Consider the following 15,153-nt stretch of genomic DNA (forward strand, 5'->3'; position numbering starts at 1 on the left):
GAATTGAGCCGTGCTTTCCTTGCCTCTGGCGTTCAGTCAGGAGGCATCGGAGCGATCGATTGGCCAGAGCAAGGACCTGAGACCCCATTGTTGTTATGGGCTAAGACAAAATCGCCCAAGAACTCGCGAAATTGCGGTAAAAATCGTTGAAAATTCAAGCTTCAGCAACGAATTGCATCCTATGCAGCCTGATGCTGACCGGTTTGTTATGGTGCCGTTGCCCTATGCTACAAACAGTCTCTGCGTAACTTGGGGGCTGCCAAAGCCATGAGTAGCGCTGCCACGAGATACAGGCAGAGGGAATAAAGCATCGAATACCGCAGCGCGTCCGCGCCGTAGCGTGGCGTCAACGCATCCGAAAGCGCTCCAAGCGCAAAGATGCCGCCGCCCAGTCCGATCAGATTGTTGATAAGCAAGAACAGCGCCGAGGCGGTCGATCGGGCCGAAGGGACGACCAGCAATTGTATCGCGGAGATCACTGGTCCGAGCCAGATATAGGCCATAGCCTGCGGAATGAGAAAGAGGGCGAAGGCCCACCCGACGCTGGAACTTTTAATGCCGGCGGCAAAAAGCGGCACACCGATAACAAAGGCGGTTGCTGGTACATAAGCCAGATAGGCTCTATCCCGGTGGCCGAGGAGATCGCCCAGCCAGCCGCCCAGCAGCATTCCCGATATCCCGCCCAGCAACAACATGGCCCCGATAAAATGCGAGGTCTGCACAAGATCGAGCCCGAAGCTGCGTTGAAGCAGGCTGGGCATCCAGAAAGCCAAGCCATAGCCGAGCATCGAGCTCGTTGCCGCGCCAAATGAGAGGAGCCAAAACGAAGGCTTGTGCGCCAGTTTCCGGGCAATGTCTGCGAAGCGGGGAGCCGGTTCTGTCGCTGCGACAATGGGTTTAGGAAGGTCACGCACCAAGTATTTGAACAGCGGCGCAATGACCAGACCGGCAAGACCGACCACGAAGAACGCAGCGCGCCAATCCACCATGACCGCGATGTATCCGCCCGCAAGAACACCCACCGCTGACCCAACCGGAATACCAAGCGAATAGACCGACAAGGCGAGCGCGCGACGGTGGCTTGGGAAGTAATCGGCAATCAGCGCATAAGACGGCGCAACGCCGCCTGCTTCACCAATTCCCACGCCCAGCCGGGCAAAAAAGATATGCCAAAAACCCTGCGCCAGACCGCATAGTGCCGTGAAACCGCTCCACAGCCCGAGCGATATGGTAATCACCCAACTGCGACTGGTCCGGTCGGCAACCCATGCCAACGGCACGGCCAGCGTTGAATAAAGCATGGCGAAAGCCAGGCCGCCCAGCATCCCCAATTGGCCGTCGGACAAGCCGAGGTCACGCTGGATCGGTCCGGCAAGAATGGCAAGGATCTGGCGGTCAACGAAGTTGAACACATAGACCAGCAGCAGCATCGCCAGGACGACATTGGGCCGGCCTGGCAAAGATGCTGTTTGGGGCTTCTGTATCATCTAGAAAGCCCACGTCTGGAGGAATGCATCAATCGCCGAGAGCGCTACAGGTTCATCGAGGATAGGCGCATGGCCCCGATTGGGCACATCCACGGCGGTAAACGCCGCACCATGCCGCTTGCCCATCTCGGCCACGGTGGCAGCCGCGAGCAGGTCCGAATGACTTCCACGCAAAACGAGCACGGGCTTTTCCGCCAGCATGCCCCACAACGGCCATAGATCGGGCGGAAGGGTTGCGGGCTGAGTTCCCTGCGTGCTCAAAGCAATTGCAGGGTCATAGGCAAACCGGATACGGCCTTCGGGCGTTTGTATGCACGTCCGCCGCGCAAATGCCAGCCAATCGTGCCGGCCAAAATCCGGCAGGGCTATCGCGTTGACCGCCGCACAGCTTGCCGCAGCTTCGTCCCAATCCGCCGCGTCCTGCATTGGTCCAACATAGCCTTGGATCCGCGCCAGTCCGGCGGCTTCGATATGCGGGCCGATATCGTTCAGGACGATGCTCGCAATGCGCTCCGGCTGCGCGGCCACCATGATCATCGCGATAAGACCGCCCATCGACGTTCCGATTAGCCCAACCTTGGCTATCCCTAGCCCATCGAGCAGCGCAAACATATCGTCGGCATAAATGTCGGGCCGATAATTCCCCGGGTTGCTATCATACTCAGACAGCCCCCGCCCGCGCTGGTCGGGCACGACCAACCTGTAAAGCACGGCTAACTCTTCGGCCAATGGTTCAAAATCCGCGCTGTTGCGGGTAAGACCGTGCATCAGCAAGAGAGTCGGTTGATCGCTGCCCCGGTCTTGGCCCTTGTCATAAATGCGTGCGTGGAGGTCCAGCCGACCGCATGCGCTACGATAGCGATGCGGCCGGAAGGAAATCGGACTGGTCATGGTCGCTGTCCGATACAGCCTCAGAAGCTGACGGTTGCAGTAACGAAGACCTGACGGGGGTTGCCGTAATAAGCGGTTAAGGTACCTTCGGTGCCCAGGGCTGAAATCGGCAGTCCGGTGACCGCGTTAGGGATGATCGCACCGGTTGTCGGGTTGACCGCGACGAACGTGTAACCCGAGGTCTTGTAGCGCTTGTTGGTCAGGTTCTTGCCATGCACGCCCAAGGTCCAGCGGCCATTGGGAGCCGCATAAACCAGATTAGCATCCCACAGCGTAAACCCGCGCTGATCAAGGAAGGGATTCGGAATTTCGAACTGGTTGGTCGTGCTGCGATAAGAAAGCGTCGTGCCAAAATTCACCAAGCCGTCACCAACGGGCACAGAGTATTCTAGCGTGCCGCTGGCGGTCCACTTTGGCGTATTCTGCACCTTGCGAAACGCGGCGACATCGGTCGGCTGACCGCCGATGTTCGATATGTATTGCTTGTACTGCGCATCGATGTAGCCGAGCGAACCGGACAGGTTCAGACGATCACCACTGGCAGCCATGTCTTGCCCAAGGCGGGTACGCGCTTCGAACTCAAGGCCTTTGAATGTTGCCTTGCCAGCGTTGGTGGTGACCCCGCAGAAGCTTGGCAATCCGCCTACTGTACAAGCAACCGACCCCGGGATTTGGACATCGGTGTAATCGGCATAAAAGCCTGCCAGTGCGACGTTAACAGCTCCATCAAACAGGCTGCCTTTGTAACCGGCCTCGTAGCTATCAACCTCTTCAGGGCGGAAGCTGAGGAACGTGGCGATCTCGTCGTCGCTGCGCACACCGTCCCGGTCAATGTCCGGTGCATTCACGCCGACCCCGCGTGGATCAAAGCCACCGCCTTTGAAGCCCTGCGAATAACTGGCGTAAAGCGTGTGATCTGGCGTCGGCTTGAACGCCACTGAGGCACGTGGCGTAAATTTGGTAAAAGTGCGCTTGCCAGTGAAGTTTGTGCTCGGCGCACCGAACGCAACTCCTGCCCCGCCAAAAACTGGCGAACCACCGCCTAGGAAGTTTTGGCGCAGAATCTCCGCTTCACGCGTGTCACGCGTATAACGTCCACCCACCGACAGGCTGAACTGGTCACTAAAATCGTAAGTAAAATCACCGAAGACCGCAAACGTGTCAGTATCTACAGCCGCGTTGGTGAACGCGGTAAGCCCGGCCACCGTATTAAACAGGCGCACATCGAACAGCGTATCTGCCGTTGCCGCCAAGTAGTACGCGCCGATCAGCCCCTTCAGCTTGGCATCTTCATACAGGATCTGGAATTCTTGACTGGTTTGCTCATTAAGATAGAGCCCAGGAACATCGACGTCTGCCGAAGGCAGCGCGTCAAAGTCGATCGGTGTTGCCGAATTGTCCTTGCGCCATGCGCTGATTGAACGCAGCGTGATTCTGTCGCTCAGTTCAGCCGTAACATTCATGGCAAGGCCATAAGCCTCGATGTCCTGAATCGGCGTGTTGAGTCCGCCGCGGGTGTCGAACACGTTATCCAGCACCGGGGCCCTGGTCACCAACGAAGGGATCAGCCGATGCCCGCCGCGAGGGTTGCTCTTGTCTTTGGTATAATCGCCCGAAACACGGATCAGCACTGGTTCGCCATGGCCGCCAAACTCCACCGTGCCGCGCGCTGCCCAGACGTTCTTGTTATAGTTATCAAGGCCGTTGGTCAGGTTCTTACCAAAACCGCCGCGCGTCAGACGCGCACCCGACGCGCCAATGCGAAATAGATCGCTGATCGGCGCGCTTACAGTAACTACGCCGTCGGCCTGATCGTAAGATCCGTATGTGCCTTTGACCCTCAGCGAAAAGTCCTGCGGAAGCTGGCGGGTCACATATTTGATCGCGCCGCCAATGGTGTTGCGGCCATAAAGCGTGCCCTGCGGTCCGCGCAGAACTTCGATGCGCTCCACGTCGTATATATCCAGAACTGCAGCCTGCGGACGGTTAAGGTAAACATCGTCAAGATAAAGCCCAACGCCCTGTTCAAAGCCCGAGACAGGGTCCTGCTGGCCGACACCGCGGATGAACGCACTAAGCGTGGAGTTCGACCCGCGCGACACTTCGACAGTCGTATTAGGAGTCGTCTGTCCGATTTCTGTGATGTCGATTGCACCGCTACGCTCAAGTTGCGCACCACTGAATGCAGTCACTGCAATCGGCACATCAAGTAACTTCTCTTCGCGGCGACGCGCGGTAACGACGATGGCACCATCATCTTCCGTAACTGTTGCTGTTTCGGCGCTCTGTGCCTGAACTGTCGCGCTGTTGAAGCTTAGTCCGGCAACCGCGATAGCGGAAAACGCGCAGTTCTTAAGCAAATTAGACATACCCATCATTTGTATCCCCCCCGGCCGGCTGAAGCGCCGTTTGAGGTTGTGTAATGAAACATGAACCACCTTTCAATATGGTTCGTTTGCTTCCCCCGCCTTAATCGGTTAGCTGTATCATTATGAGCACACCCCAAGCGCTTTCTGGCAGCAACGCCGCCCCTGCAGAAGAAACTGCCGGCCAAACAAACGCTCGAGAAGGCAAGGAGCCACGCACAGAACGAGGCCGCAAAACTCTGCGCAAACTGCTTGATGCAGCAGCGCTGGAATTCGGTGAAAAAGGGTTTCATGAATCGTCAATCACTGGCATCACCGCGCGGGCGGGAACGGCGCTGGGCAGCTTTTACACGTACTTCGACAGCAAGACCGAAATTTTCCAGGCGCTTGTAAAGGATCTGAGTGATCGTGTGCGGATACAGGCCGCAACCACGCAAACTGTCAACAAGACTGCGCTAGAGGCAGAGCAGATGGCGCTAACCGCTTTTTTGCGCTTTGCCCGTGAACACAAAGAAATCTACCGCATCATCGACGAAGCCGAGTTTGTGGATCCTGCAAGCTATCGGACCCATTACGAATCAACCGCGCAACGCATATTTGAACGGCTTCGTCGGGGCAGCGACAGCGGGGAATTTCAGGAAGACCTGCAAGAAGCTCACGCTTGGGCAATCATGGGTATGAATGTGTTTCTCGGCCTTCGGTACAGCATCTGGTCCGATACTGACTCGGATGGAAAAGTGGCAGCTATAGCCCGTTCGCTCTTGGAACGGGGAATTTTGCGGCGCGAGCCTTGAGGCACGGTTTGATTGTTTGACCGGTACTTGGGGCTCAATATCATTCTCACCTAAGCTCCCAATCAATCAGCAATCAGCCAACTTGTCCGTGCCGCCCGAACCATGGCAGCATGCCGGTGTTGGGGTGGCAGTTCACATATTCGCAAAGGCTGTTCTGTCGATCCAAGATCATAACCTCGTACCAAAGGCGTAAATCAAGTTGGCCGTTGCGCTGTGCCACCATCCGGAAAAAGCTCTGGAAAATGCGCGAATGCGTGGGGTTGCTTTTGGCCCAGGCTTCAAGATCATGCAGCGAAGCAAAGATGGCAAGACCGAAGCTTTGGGCGGCGTAACTGCTGTCGAGCGCCAGTTCATACATCAAGCGGCAGGACAGGTAATTTTTATCGTCGGGATTGCCCTGCAAATAGTTCATGCCTGCCATGAGCGTTGGCCGCACAGTGTCTTGGTAGACGGCCAATTCCTCCGGACCACAGTGGCGGTAATCCTGACCGGACCGAATAAGGCACAGGTTGTCTGGTAAGATAGGCATTGCCTGCATAAAGCGAAAAGCCGGGCCATGCGCCGATGTAAATCTGCTCGTTTTGCGCAAACATGACGAACTTGTTCAGTGGGTTAAGATGCTCCCGGCAGTGAAGTGCGCCGATCCGGCCCAGCGGCGTCTCCCTCACGAAAAAGTCGCTACCGTCGCCCTCACCAAGAACCGTGCGCTCGACATGCGTTGCCTTCAGCTTGCGTCGCGGCGTGATGGTCCGTCCGGCTCCACGGATCGATGTGATGCTGTGCAATATAGAGGCTGAGCCGATCAGCACTGTTTCACTCTGGATCTTGCGTTAAAAATGCACGGCCCGGAGTGAGCATACATTTTTCAAAACCTTAAGATTTATGCTGCTTTGGCCCAAATCGCGTTGCCCTAGGCGGATGCAGAGATTCACGCTACCTGCTGCTGAGCCTGTCAGGTGGGCATGGCGGTCTTGTCCTAAAGTTTGCCACTCAACGCCTGATCGTCGCATCTAAATCTATTGTCTCGGCGCTCACGCGAGGACGTTAGAAGCTGCAAATTTTACGGCGACCAGCATATGGAGGTCGGGTAAAAGTTGAAGCGGCTGAATTTTAAAGCTTTTTTAAAAATGGTGCACCCGACGGGATTCGAACCCATGGCCCCCAGATTAGGAATCTGGTGCTCTATCCGGCTGAGCTACGGGTGCCCCTGTCCTCTTTAGGCAAGCAGGTTGGTGCTGGCAACGCGCTTTTGCGGCTGACGATGGCTCAATTGGCTTCTTCGGGCGGGATCACAGGAACCACAACGGGGGCTACCGGAATGCCCTCTTCCGCCAGCTCTTGGGCTTGTTGCAATGTGGCGTGGCCATGGATGGGGGCGATGTCCTTTTCGCCATAGTGCATCGCGCGCGCATCTTCGGCGAACTTTTCGCCCACCCAGGTCGATGATTTCAGCGCCTCGACCTGCATTGCCGCCACGGCTTTGAGCATGGCGACGGCCTCCGGGGGCAATGGCGTATTGGCAACGGGTTGCGCGGGCACGTGATCGGACAAATCCGCCTTGGCGACGCGCGCTGTCATCTGGTTGCCCTTGCGCCCGACAGCAGGGGCCATCACAGCTTTGGATACATCGCCTGTGCCGCACACCGGGCATGAAACCAGGCCACGCGCTTGCTGGTCCTCATAGTCCGATGAAGAGCCGAACCACCCTTCAAACCGATGCCCTAACGGCCCGCATTGCAGATCAAAGACAATCATGACGCTGACTTAGGGATTTCCCGCTTATTGGCAAGGCTGGGAAGCTGTGCGCGCACCTCGCCCGTTCGGGCAGGGTTAATCATGGCATAGCCGACGCCTGCTGCATCGCCCATATCGAGGACGATCTCACCCCACGGATCAATCACCAGCGAATGACCGAAAGTCTCGCGTCCATCGTCATGATGACCGGTTTGCGCAGCGGCAATGACCCATGCGCTTGCCTCGACAGCGCGCGCGCGTTGCAGCAAGTGCCAATGTGCCTTGCCGGTCGGCACGGTAAAGGCCGCCGGAATGCGGATCGCATCGCAGGCAAAGCGTCCGAATTCCTCAAACAGCGCCGGAAACCGCACATCGTAACAGATTGCCATTCCCAAGCGACCAAGCGGCGTCTGGACATGCACGACCTGCTCGCCCGGCGTATAGGCTGCCGATTCCCGCCATGTCTCGCCCGTTGCCAGATCCACATCAAACATGTGGATCTTGTCATAGCGCGCAACGATTGCGCCCGTGGCATCAATAACAAAACCGCGATTGGCCCATTTGCCGTCTTCGCGCAGGACCGCCAGTGATCCCAGATCAATCCAAATACCGTATTTCCGGGCCGCTTGCTGAGCCGCTCCCAGCACCGGATTGTCGGCTTCGGCCACAATAGCGGGCGTTGCACGCTTGCGATTGCGATCAAGCAATCCGCACATTTCGGGCGTGAACAGCATAGCTGCGCCCTCGCCCGCGGCCTGCTTTGCCGCATCGACAATCGCGGCGGCGTTGGCCTGCTGATCAATGCCGCTCGTCATCTGGAACAGCGCGATCTTCACCGCGCTATTGGCGTCTTGCACAGTCACAGCGCCAGCATTGCGTCCAGTTTGCCACTGGCTTCAAGTGCCGCCATATCATCCGACCCACCAATATGGGCGCCATCAATAAAAATCGATGGAACGGTGGAATGATGTGGCGCGCGCTCCATCATTTCGGCTTTTTTCGGTCCGCCCATCGTCACGTCGAACTCCTCATACGTCGCGCCCTTGCTATCGAGCAAAGCCTTGGCGCGGTAGCAGTATGGGCAGCCCCACTTGGTGTAGATTTCGATTTTCGGCGTGTTCGGCATGGAAACCTCAAACTGGGGGTCTTGAAATGCGTTTTTCGCTAACACACATGGGTGTTCGTGTCATGCGCCGCAAGTCGGGCATGGCCATAAACCGCCAAGGTGGGTGCCGGTTTCCGGGCTCACCACGGCACGTGCAGATTGCTCAAAGATTGAGGATATTGCCATGAACCGTCTTGATTTCACACCCTATCGCCGCACCACCGTGGGTTTTGACCGTCTGTTCGATTTGCTCGAACGTCAGGCCCGCGCTAACGCAGGTGATAATTATCCGCCCTTCAACATCGAACGGCGCGGTGAAGATGCCTATCGCATCACACTGGCTGTTGCCGGTTTCAAGCCCGACGACATCGATATCACCGCGCAGCAAAACCTGCTGACGGTAAAAGGCAGCCGTACCGAACCGCATGACCGCGAATACCTTCATGTCGGCATCGCCAACCGGGGATTTGAACGCCGGTTCGAATTGGCCGATTACGTCCGCGTCGAAGCCGCCGATCTCGCCGATGGCCTGCTGACGATCGACCTCTTGCGCGAAGTGCCAGAGGCTATGAAGCCTAAGAAAGTGCTGATCGGTGCGCAAAATCCGCTCAAAGTCATCGAAGGTGACAACACCGCCGCTGCATGACCCTTAATGGGCATGATTGTGAAGGGGCGGGCCAAAAGCTCGCCCCTTTTTTATCCGTGTAACCTCACCACGCCTCGGCCACATTGGCCAAAGCCTCGCGGTCAAGGATGGTCACTCGTCCACCCTTCAGCGCCACGATCCCGTTATCGACCCAGGCCGAAAGCTGGCGGTTGATCTGCTCGCGCGACATCCCGGCAAAGTTGCCCAATTCACCTTGGCTTAACGCAATCTTCAATTGATTGCCCATCTCGCTGGTATCGCCCATCATCAGCCGCAGCAAAAACCGCGCGAGCCTGGGGCCTGAGGTATAGGCACGGTCGGCTTCGATCACCGCATTGTTCTGCCGCAGCCTGCGCGCCATGGCTTTCAGCAAACGCAACGCCAGTCCGGTATGTTTTTCAATGATATCGGCAAATGCAGCCTTGGTCAGCACAAGCGCCTCAACCGGCTCGATCGCTTCCACAGAAGCAGTGCGCTCCCCCCCGTCCAGAAACGCGATTTCGCCCAGCACATGCCCCGCCTCGGCATAATCCAGGATGATCTCGCGCCCGTTAGCCGCCAGCATGCTGACGCGTGCCAAGCCTTTGATCACGATGAAAAGCGTTTTGCCTTCCTCGCCCTGCGCCATCAATTCCTGGCCGGGTTTGAAAGTCCGCACATTGCCGCGCGCGATGATGTCCGAAAGCTCTGCCCGTTCACAGTCTGCAAACAGGCTTTGCGCTGTCAAAGCCTCTGCCAGTTTCACCGCGTCCATCACCCAATGCCCCACCTGTCGCGATACTTGCGCTAGGCGTGCAAATAATCAGGTAAATTGCGTGCTGACTAGTGTTTTTGAATATCTAAACGAGCCGCATCTGTTTTACGGCCGCAGCAATAAACCCGCTGAACAGCGGATGGGGTTCAAATGGACGGCTTTTCAGTTCCGGATGGAACTGTACGCCGATGAACCATGGATGGTCGGGACGCTCGACAATTTCAGGCAGCAAGCCATCGGGCGACATGCCCGAGAATACCAGACCGCCCTGCTCCAACCGGTCTTTGTAGGCCACGTTCACTTCATAACGATGGCGGTGTCGCTCGCTGATGTCGGTCGTGCCATAGACATTGGCGACATGGCTATTACCATTCAACTTTGCATCATAAGCGCCAAGACGCATCGTCCCGCCCAGATCACCGCCTTCGGAGCGCTGTTCCAGCCCTTCGGTGGTCATCCATTCGGTGATGATGCCCACCACTGGTTCATCGGTCGGGCCGAACTCGGTGGATGAGGCATTGGCGATTCCCGCCGTGTTACGCGCGCCTTCGATGCAGGCCATCTGCATGCCAAGGCAAATGCCGAAGAACGGCACCTTGCGTTCGCGTGCAAACCGCACCGAGGCGATCTTGCCCTCGGTCCCGCGCTCGCCAAAGCCTCCGGGCACCAGAATGCCATGCATCGGCTCAAGGCTCGCCGCGATTTCCGCATCGTCCTTCTCGAACAGTTCGGCATCAAGCCATTTGACCCGCACTTTCACACGGTTAGCCATGCCGCCATGCGTCAAGGCTTCGTTCAAAGACTTGTAGGCGTCTTGCAGGCCGACATATTTGCCCACCACGCCAATCGTCACTTCGCCTTCTGGGTTCTGATAGCGGTCAACGATATCGTCCCATACGCTCAAGTCAGGCTCAGGCGCAGTCAGCCCGAAATGCCGAAGCACTTCGTTGTCCAGCCCCTCGGCATGATATTGCAAGGGGACCGAATAGATGCTCGTCGCGTCCAGCGCCGGGATCACGGCGGATTTGCGCACGTTGCAAAACTGCGCAATCTTTGCGCGCTCACCATCGGGCAGCGGCTTTTCGCACCGGCACAGCAGAATGTCCGGCTGGATGCCAAGACCGGTCAATTCGCGCACCGAATGCTGTGTCGGCTTGGTCTTCAATTCACCCGCCGCCGCAATATAAGGCACCAGTGTCACGTGAACAAAGCACGTCTCGTCGCGCATTTCGTTGTGCAACTGGCGTAGCGCTTCGATGAACGGCAAACCTTCGATGTCGCCCACGGTCCCGCCGATTTCGCACAGCACGAAATCGAGATCGTCGGTTTCCGCTTGTGCAAATTCTTTGATCGCATCGGTCACATGCGGAATCACCTGCACCGTCGCGCCGAGGTAATCCCCGCGCCGTTCCTTGGTGATGATATCGCGGTAAATCCGCCCGGATGTGATGTTGTCGGCCTGCCGCGCGGAAACACCGGTGAAGCGCTCATAGTGGCCAAGATCAAGGTCCGTCTCGGCCCCGTCGTCAGTCACATAGACTTCGCCGTGCTGATAAGGGCTCATCGTCCCCGGATCGACGTTAAGATAGGGATCAAACTTGCGAATTCGCACGCGAAATCCACGCGCCTGAAGCAAAGCCGCAAGGCTTGCCGCCATGAGACCTTTGCCGAGCGAGGAGACCACGCCGCCGGTGATGAAAATGTACCGCGCCATGGGAGGAGAGCCTTAGCGTCTGAAGTTGCAAGTGCGCAAGCGGTTGCCGCTGTAAACTTTGCAGCAATCCACAAGCATGGATCGAACGCAACGCGAGGGCCACCCCGCAACCCCAAGGAAGCGAGGCGGCATCACCGCATTGCCAAAAGTCTTATTGCCCCGCAGCGCCGCCCAGCGGATCGTTTGCCGGGGCCGGAGTGCTTGGCTGCGCAGGCGCTACAGCCGGTGCCGCACCGCCTTGGGCCGGGGCCAGCGGGTCAACTGCGGGCGCATTCTGCACAGGTGCCGCACGCTCGAGCGATGTATCGATTTCGCGACCCGAAGTCTGGCCCACAGCCAGCGTTGCCAGCGCAATGCTCAACACCACAAACGTTGTAGCCAGAACCGTGGTCGCCCGCGTCATGAAATCTGCCGCGCCGCGTGCAGACATGAACCCGGCAGGGCTTCCGCCCACGCCAAGGCCGCCGCCTTCAGACTTCTGCATCAGGATCGTCACAACCAGAAGGGCGGCAACGATGGCCTGGACAACGGTCAGAAAAATAAACAGCGACATGAATCACAACCTCTGGCGCAACTATGCGCGGAAACAATCAGGCTGCCATGTAGGCGGCGCAGCGCCTTGACGCAACCCGCCAAGCGCTTCACCCCGCCAATCAGGCCTCGCCGTTGCCCGCCGCCGCGATAATCGGCAAGAACGCGTCTGCCGTCAGGCTCGCACCGCCGACCAGTGCCCCGCCAACGCCCTGCGCCGCCAGCAATTCCGCTGCATTTCCGGCGTTCACCGATCCACCATAGAGGATCCGCACTTTCTCTCCGGCTTCGCCATAGAGCGCGATCAGCCTCGCGCGAATGGCGGCGTGCATTTCGATTACGTCTGAAACCGCTGCAACGCGGCCCGTGCCAATCGCCCAGACCGGCTCATAAGCGACTGCCACTTTGCCCAAGGCAACAGCGTCAGAAGTGCCCTCGCCCACCGGCATGGACGCATCGACCTGGCCAGCCACAATAGACACTGCCTTGCCTGCATCCCGCTCGTCCAGCGTCTCGCCGACACACACGATCACGCCAAGCCCGTTCGCCAATGCTGCATCAGCCTTGGCCTGAACCACCCCGTCGCTCTCGCCGTGATCCTTGCGCCGCTCGCTATGACCGACGATCACGAAATCCGCACCGGAGTCGACCAGCATCGCAGCCGATACATCGCCGGTATGCGCACCTTTGGCGTGAGCATGGCAATCCTGTCCGCCCACTCCCATGGCCGTCACCGCTTCGCGAAGGGCGCCAATCAGCGTAAACGGCGGCGCCAATGCCACTTGCACATCAGGATAACGGCCCGCAGCACGATCAATCGCACGCGCCTCGGCCAGCATGGCCCGGTTGCCGTTCATTTTCCAATTGCCAACGATGTAAGGACGATGTGGCATATCTGGCCAATTCCCCTGAAAAACCTGAAACTCGCTATAGTTAGTAAGGACTACAGCACCCCTGATTCGGCGTGCGGCTATCAAACCTGTACTGATTCTGCAAAACACCTGATCGCATAACCGGCAAAAACATTTGGTTACTTTGCGCACAGCAGTGCAGAAAAGGCGTTACTACGCAGCAGGGCAACACGCCGGGCATTGCGAGAAAGGCCAATGCCCCCTAAAGCGTCGGGAAATTCCCCTCAGGGTGCGATTGCGTGCCCGGATTGACGAGACGAACACCCGCAAATGCTCGGCTTTTTCCGCTCTTTTCTCAAGTCCCGCTTTGGCGCTGCCATTGCTTTGGTCTTCCTTGGCCTGATCGCGCTCGCTTTTGCCAGCGCTGATGTCACCGGCAGCGGTTTTGGCGGAGTCGCTGGCGGTGATCGCGCGGCCACCGTCGGAGGTGCGCGGATTGGCACCGCTGAACTCGCCAAAGCGCTGACCAACGCGTTCGAACAGGAACGCAAGAAATCGCCCGGCCTTACGATGAAGCAATTCCTCGATGGCGGCGGCATGGACGGCGTTCTGAACGAGATGATTGATCGCCTCGCGCTTGCCGAATGGGGCAAAAAGCACGGGATGGTCATTAGTGATCGTCTGGTCGATAGCGAAATCGTCAAGATCGGTGCGTTCCAAGGGCCTGATGGCAAGTTCAGCCAATCTGCCTACGAACAATTGCTCGCCCAGCGCGGCCTGTCCGACAAGGAAGTGCGCGCGGATCTCGCACAAGGTTTGATGGCGCGGCAATTGCTGCTGCCCGCCGCTTTCGGTGCGCAGATGCCCGACGAAGCCGTTGTCCGCTATGCTTCGCTGCTCACCGAAAAGCGCAGCGGCATGGTCTTCACCGTGCCCTCGCTCGCATTCATCCCGCCAAACCCGCCCTCAGCGCAAGCCGTCAGCGCGTTCTACAACGCCAACAAAGCGCGCTACATGCAGCCTGAACGGCGCACGATCCGCTATACCCTGATCAACGAAGCCAGCCTCAAGAACATCGCCGCCCCCACCGAGGCTGAAATCGCCAACCGCTACAAGCAGGACACGGCAATCTACGCCGCCAGTGAAGAACGCACGGTCACACAAGTCATTGTGCCGACCGAAGCTGCTGCCAAGGCATTGATCGCAGAAGTCGGCAAAGGCGGCTCGCTCGATGCCGCCGCCCGCACCAAGGGCCTTGCCGCCAGCCAGATGGCCAAGCAAACCCGCGAAGCTTTGACCCGGCAAACCGCAAAAGCCGTCGCAGATGCCGCATTTGCTGCTGCATCCGGCACACTGGCTGCGCCCGCAAAATCCACCATCGGCTGGCATGTTATCAAGGTCGATGCAGTCGATCGCAATCCCGGCAAGACGCTCGATCAGGCCCGCCCTGAACTCGTCACGTTATTGACCCTTGAAAAGCGCCGCGCAGCACTGTCCGATCTTGCAGCCCAAGTGGAACAGGAAGTCGATGGCGGCACCGGCCTTGCCGATATTGCCAAGACGCTCGGCCTCACCGTCAGCTCCACGCAGCCGCTGCTTGCCGACGGCAGCGTGTTCGGCAAACCCGCCGAAAAGGCCCCGGCCGAAATCGCACCGCTAATCCAGGCAGCCTTCGCGATGGAACGCGAGGGTGAACCACAACTTGCCGAACTCAAGGCCGGTGAAGTCTTCGCTGTCTATGATGTCGGCCAGCTTACCGCATCCAGCCCCGCCCCGCTTGACCGTATCCGTGATGTTGTTGCCCGCGATTGGGGTCTCGATCAAGGCTCGGCCAAGGCCAAGGTTGCCGCCGACAAAATCCTTGCCGCCCTCAACAAAGGCATATCCGTCGCCGAAGCGGTGAAGCAGGCAGGCGTTGCCCTGCCAGCGCCGCAACCGATCGAGATGGCTCGCCAACAGCTCACCGCAATGCAAGGTCAGGTTCCGCCTGCGCTCGCCTTGCTCTTCGCCATGGCAGAAGGCACCAACAAGCGCCTTGAAGGCCCTAACAAGGCGGGTTGGTTCGTGATTACACTCAAGGATATCATCCCCGGCGAAGTCAAACGCGCTGATCCGGTCTTTGCGCAAGCCTCGCAGGAATTCCGCACCGTCACCGGCAACGAATATGCCAAGGGCCTGAACCTTGCCATCCGCAACGATGTCGGCGTTGAACGCAATGAAGCGGCGATCAAAGCGGTGCGTAACCAGCTAACCGGCGCAAACGCGCAATAACGCCGGTGT

14 protein-coding genes, 1 tRNA gene and 1 pseudogene are annotated in these 15,153 nt (G+C 58.2%); 3 read left to right on the forward strand and 13 right to left on the reverse strand.

Annotated elements, in window-relative coordinates; translation table 11 throughout:
* Positions 1-227 precede the first annotated feature (227 nt).
* Genes IP81_RS13080 through IP81_RS13090 form a run of 3 tightly spaced genes read right to left on the reverse strand, consistent with a single transcriptional unit; the run spans position 228 to position 4,753 of the window.
* Entirely contained in the window at positions 228-1,487 is a 1,260-nt protein-coding gene (locus IP81_RS13080; RefSeq protein ID WP_054108415.1) for an MFS transporter, read from the reverse strand.
* Positions 1,488-2,378: an alpha/beta fold hydrolase gene (locus IP81_RS13085; RefSeq protein WP_054108416.1), complete on the reverse strand. Its 891-nt coding sequence runs from the start codon at positions 2,376-2,378 to the stop codon at positions 1,488-1,490.
* A 20-nt stretch (positions 2,379-2,398) separates the two neighbouring features.
* The gene (locus IP81_RS13090) at positions 2,399-4,753 is read right to left on the reverse strand and encodes a TonB-dependent receptor (RefSeq protein WP_054108558.1); all 2,355 of its coding nucleotides are present in this window, start codon (positions 4,751-4,753) and stop codon (positions 2,399-2,401) included.
* Between the two features lie 116 nt (positions 4,754-4,869).
* Here IP81_RS13090 and IP81_RS13095 point away from each other — a divergent pair, with 116 nt between their 5' ends.
* Positions 4,870-5,538 (forward strand): TetR/AcrR family transcriptional regulator, encoded by a 669-nt coding sequence (locus tag IP81_RS13095; RefSeq protein WP_054108417.1) that lies wholly within the window; start codon positions 4,870-4,872, stop codon positions 5,536-5,538.
* Positions 5,539-5,611: 73 nt separating this feature from the next.
* On the opposite strand, the gene IP81_RS13100 is transcribed toward IP81_RS13095, so the two are convergent.
* From IP81_RS13100 to grxC, 6 genes and pseudogenes are all read right to left on the reverse strand, one after another.
* On the reverse strand, positions 5,612-6,127 hold the full coding sequence (locus IP81_RS13100) for a phenylacetaldoxime dehydratase family protein (protein WP_197274621.1): 516 nt from the start codon (positions 6,125-6,127) through the stop codon (positions 5,612-5,614).
* 10 nt (positions 6,128-6,137) lie between these two features.
* Positions 6,138-6,347: pseudogene (locus IP81_RS19760) on the reverse strand (nitrilase-related carbon-nitrogen hydrolase); the annotation flags it as partial.
* A gap of 319 nt (positions 6,348-6,666) precedes the next feature.
* Positions 6,667-6,743 (reverse strand) — tRNA-Arg (locus IP81_RS13105).
* A gap of 61 nt (positions 6,744-6,804) precedes the next feature.
* On the reverse strand, positions 6,805-7,293 hold the full coding sequence (locus IP81_RS13110) for a DUF1178 family protein (RefSeq protein ID WP_054108419.1): 489 nt from the start codon (positions 7,291-7,293) through the stop codon (positions 6,805-6,807).
* Positions 7,290-8,135 carry a carbon-nitrogen hydrolase family protein gene (locus tag IP81_RS13115; RefSeq protein ID WP_255352428.1) on the reverse strand — a complete coding sequence of 282 codons (846 nt, stop codon included), beginning with the start codon at positions 8,133-8,135 and terminating at the stop codon, positions 7,290-7,292. The genes IP81_RS13110 and IP81_RS13115 overlap by 4 nt, the downstream gene beginning before the upstream one ends.
* Positions 8,132-8,398 (reverse strand): glutaredoxin 3, encoded by a 267-nt coding sequence (gene grxC, locus IP81_RS13120; protein ID WP_054108420.1) that lies wholly within the window; start codon positions 8,396-8,398, stop codon positions 8,132-8,134. Before grxC ends, IP81_RS13115 begins: the two co-directional genes overlap by 4 nt.
* Before the next feature lie 163 nt (positions 8,399-8,561).
* Between grxC and IP81_RS13125 the strand changes: the two genes are divergently transcribed.
* On the forward strand, positions 8,562-9,023 hold the full coding sequence (locus IP81_RS13125) for an Hsp20 family protein (protein WP_054108421.1): 462 nt from the start codon (positions 8,562-8,564) through the stop codon (positions 9,021-9,023).
* Between the two features lie 64 nt (positions 9,024-9,087).
* On the opposite strand, the gene IP81_RS13130 is transcribed toward IP81_RS13125, so the two are convergent.
* The 4 genes from IP81_RS13130 to tpiA all read right to left on the reverse strand — a co-directional run bounded on the left by IP81_RS13130 (position 9,088) and on the right by tpiA (position 12,915).
* A complete protein-coding gene (locus IP81_RS13130) occupies positions 9,088-9,777 on the reverse strand; it encodes a Crp/Fnr family transcriptional regulator (RefSeq protein WP_054108422.1) in 690 nt (229 codons plus the stop codon).
* 85 nt (positions 9,778-9,862) lie between these two features.
* Positions 9,863-11,491 (reverse strand): CTP synthase, encoded by a 1,629-nt coding sequence (locus IP81_RS13135; RefSeq protein ID WP_054108423.1) that lies wholly within the window; start codon positions 11,489-11,491, stop codon positions 9,863-9,865.
* Between the two features lie 151 nt (positions 11,492-11,642).
* Positions 11,643-12,038, reverse strand: a complete 396-nt coding sequence (gene secG, locus IP81_RS13140; protein WP_054108560.1) for a preprotein translocase subunit SecG — start codon at positions 12,036-12,038, stop codon at positions 11,643-11,645.
* A 106-nt stretch (positions 12,039-12,144) separates the two neighbouring features.
* The gene (tpiA, locus tag IP81_RS13145; protein ID WP_054108424.1) at positions 12,145-12,915 is read right to left on the reverse strand and encodes a triose-phosphate isomerase; all 771 of its coding nucleotides are present in this window, start codon (positions 12,913-12,915) and stop codon (positions 12,145-12,147) included.
* 288 nt (positions 12,916-13,203) lie between these two features.
* Here tpiA and IP81_RS13150 point away from each other — a divergent pair, with 288 nt between their 5' ends.
* Positions 13,204-15,144 carry a peptidylprolyl isomerase gene (locus IP81_RS13150; RefSeq protein WP_054108425.1) on the forward strand — a complete coding sequence of 647 codons (1,941 nt, stop codon included), beginning with the start codon at positions 13,204-13,206 and terminating at the stop codon, positions 15,142-15,144.
* Positions 15,145-15,153: the final 9 nt, after the last annotated feature.

The sequence above is a fragment of the Novosphingobium sp. AAP83 genome, from assembly GCF_001295795.1.
Taxonomy (GTDB): domain Bacteria; phylum Pseudomonadota; class Alphaproteobacteria; order Sphingomonadales; family Sphingomonadaceae; genus Novosphingobium.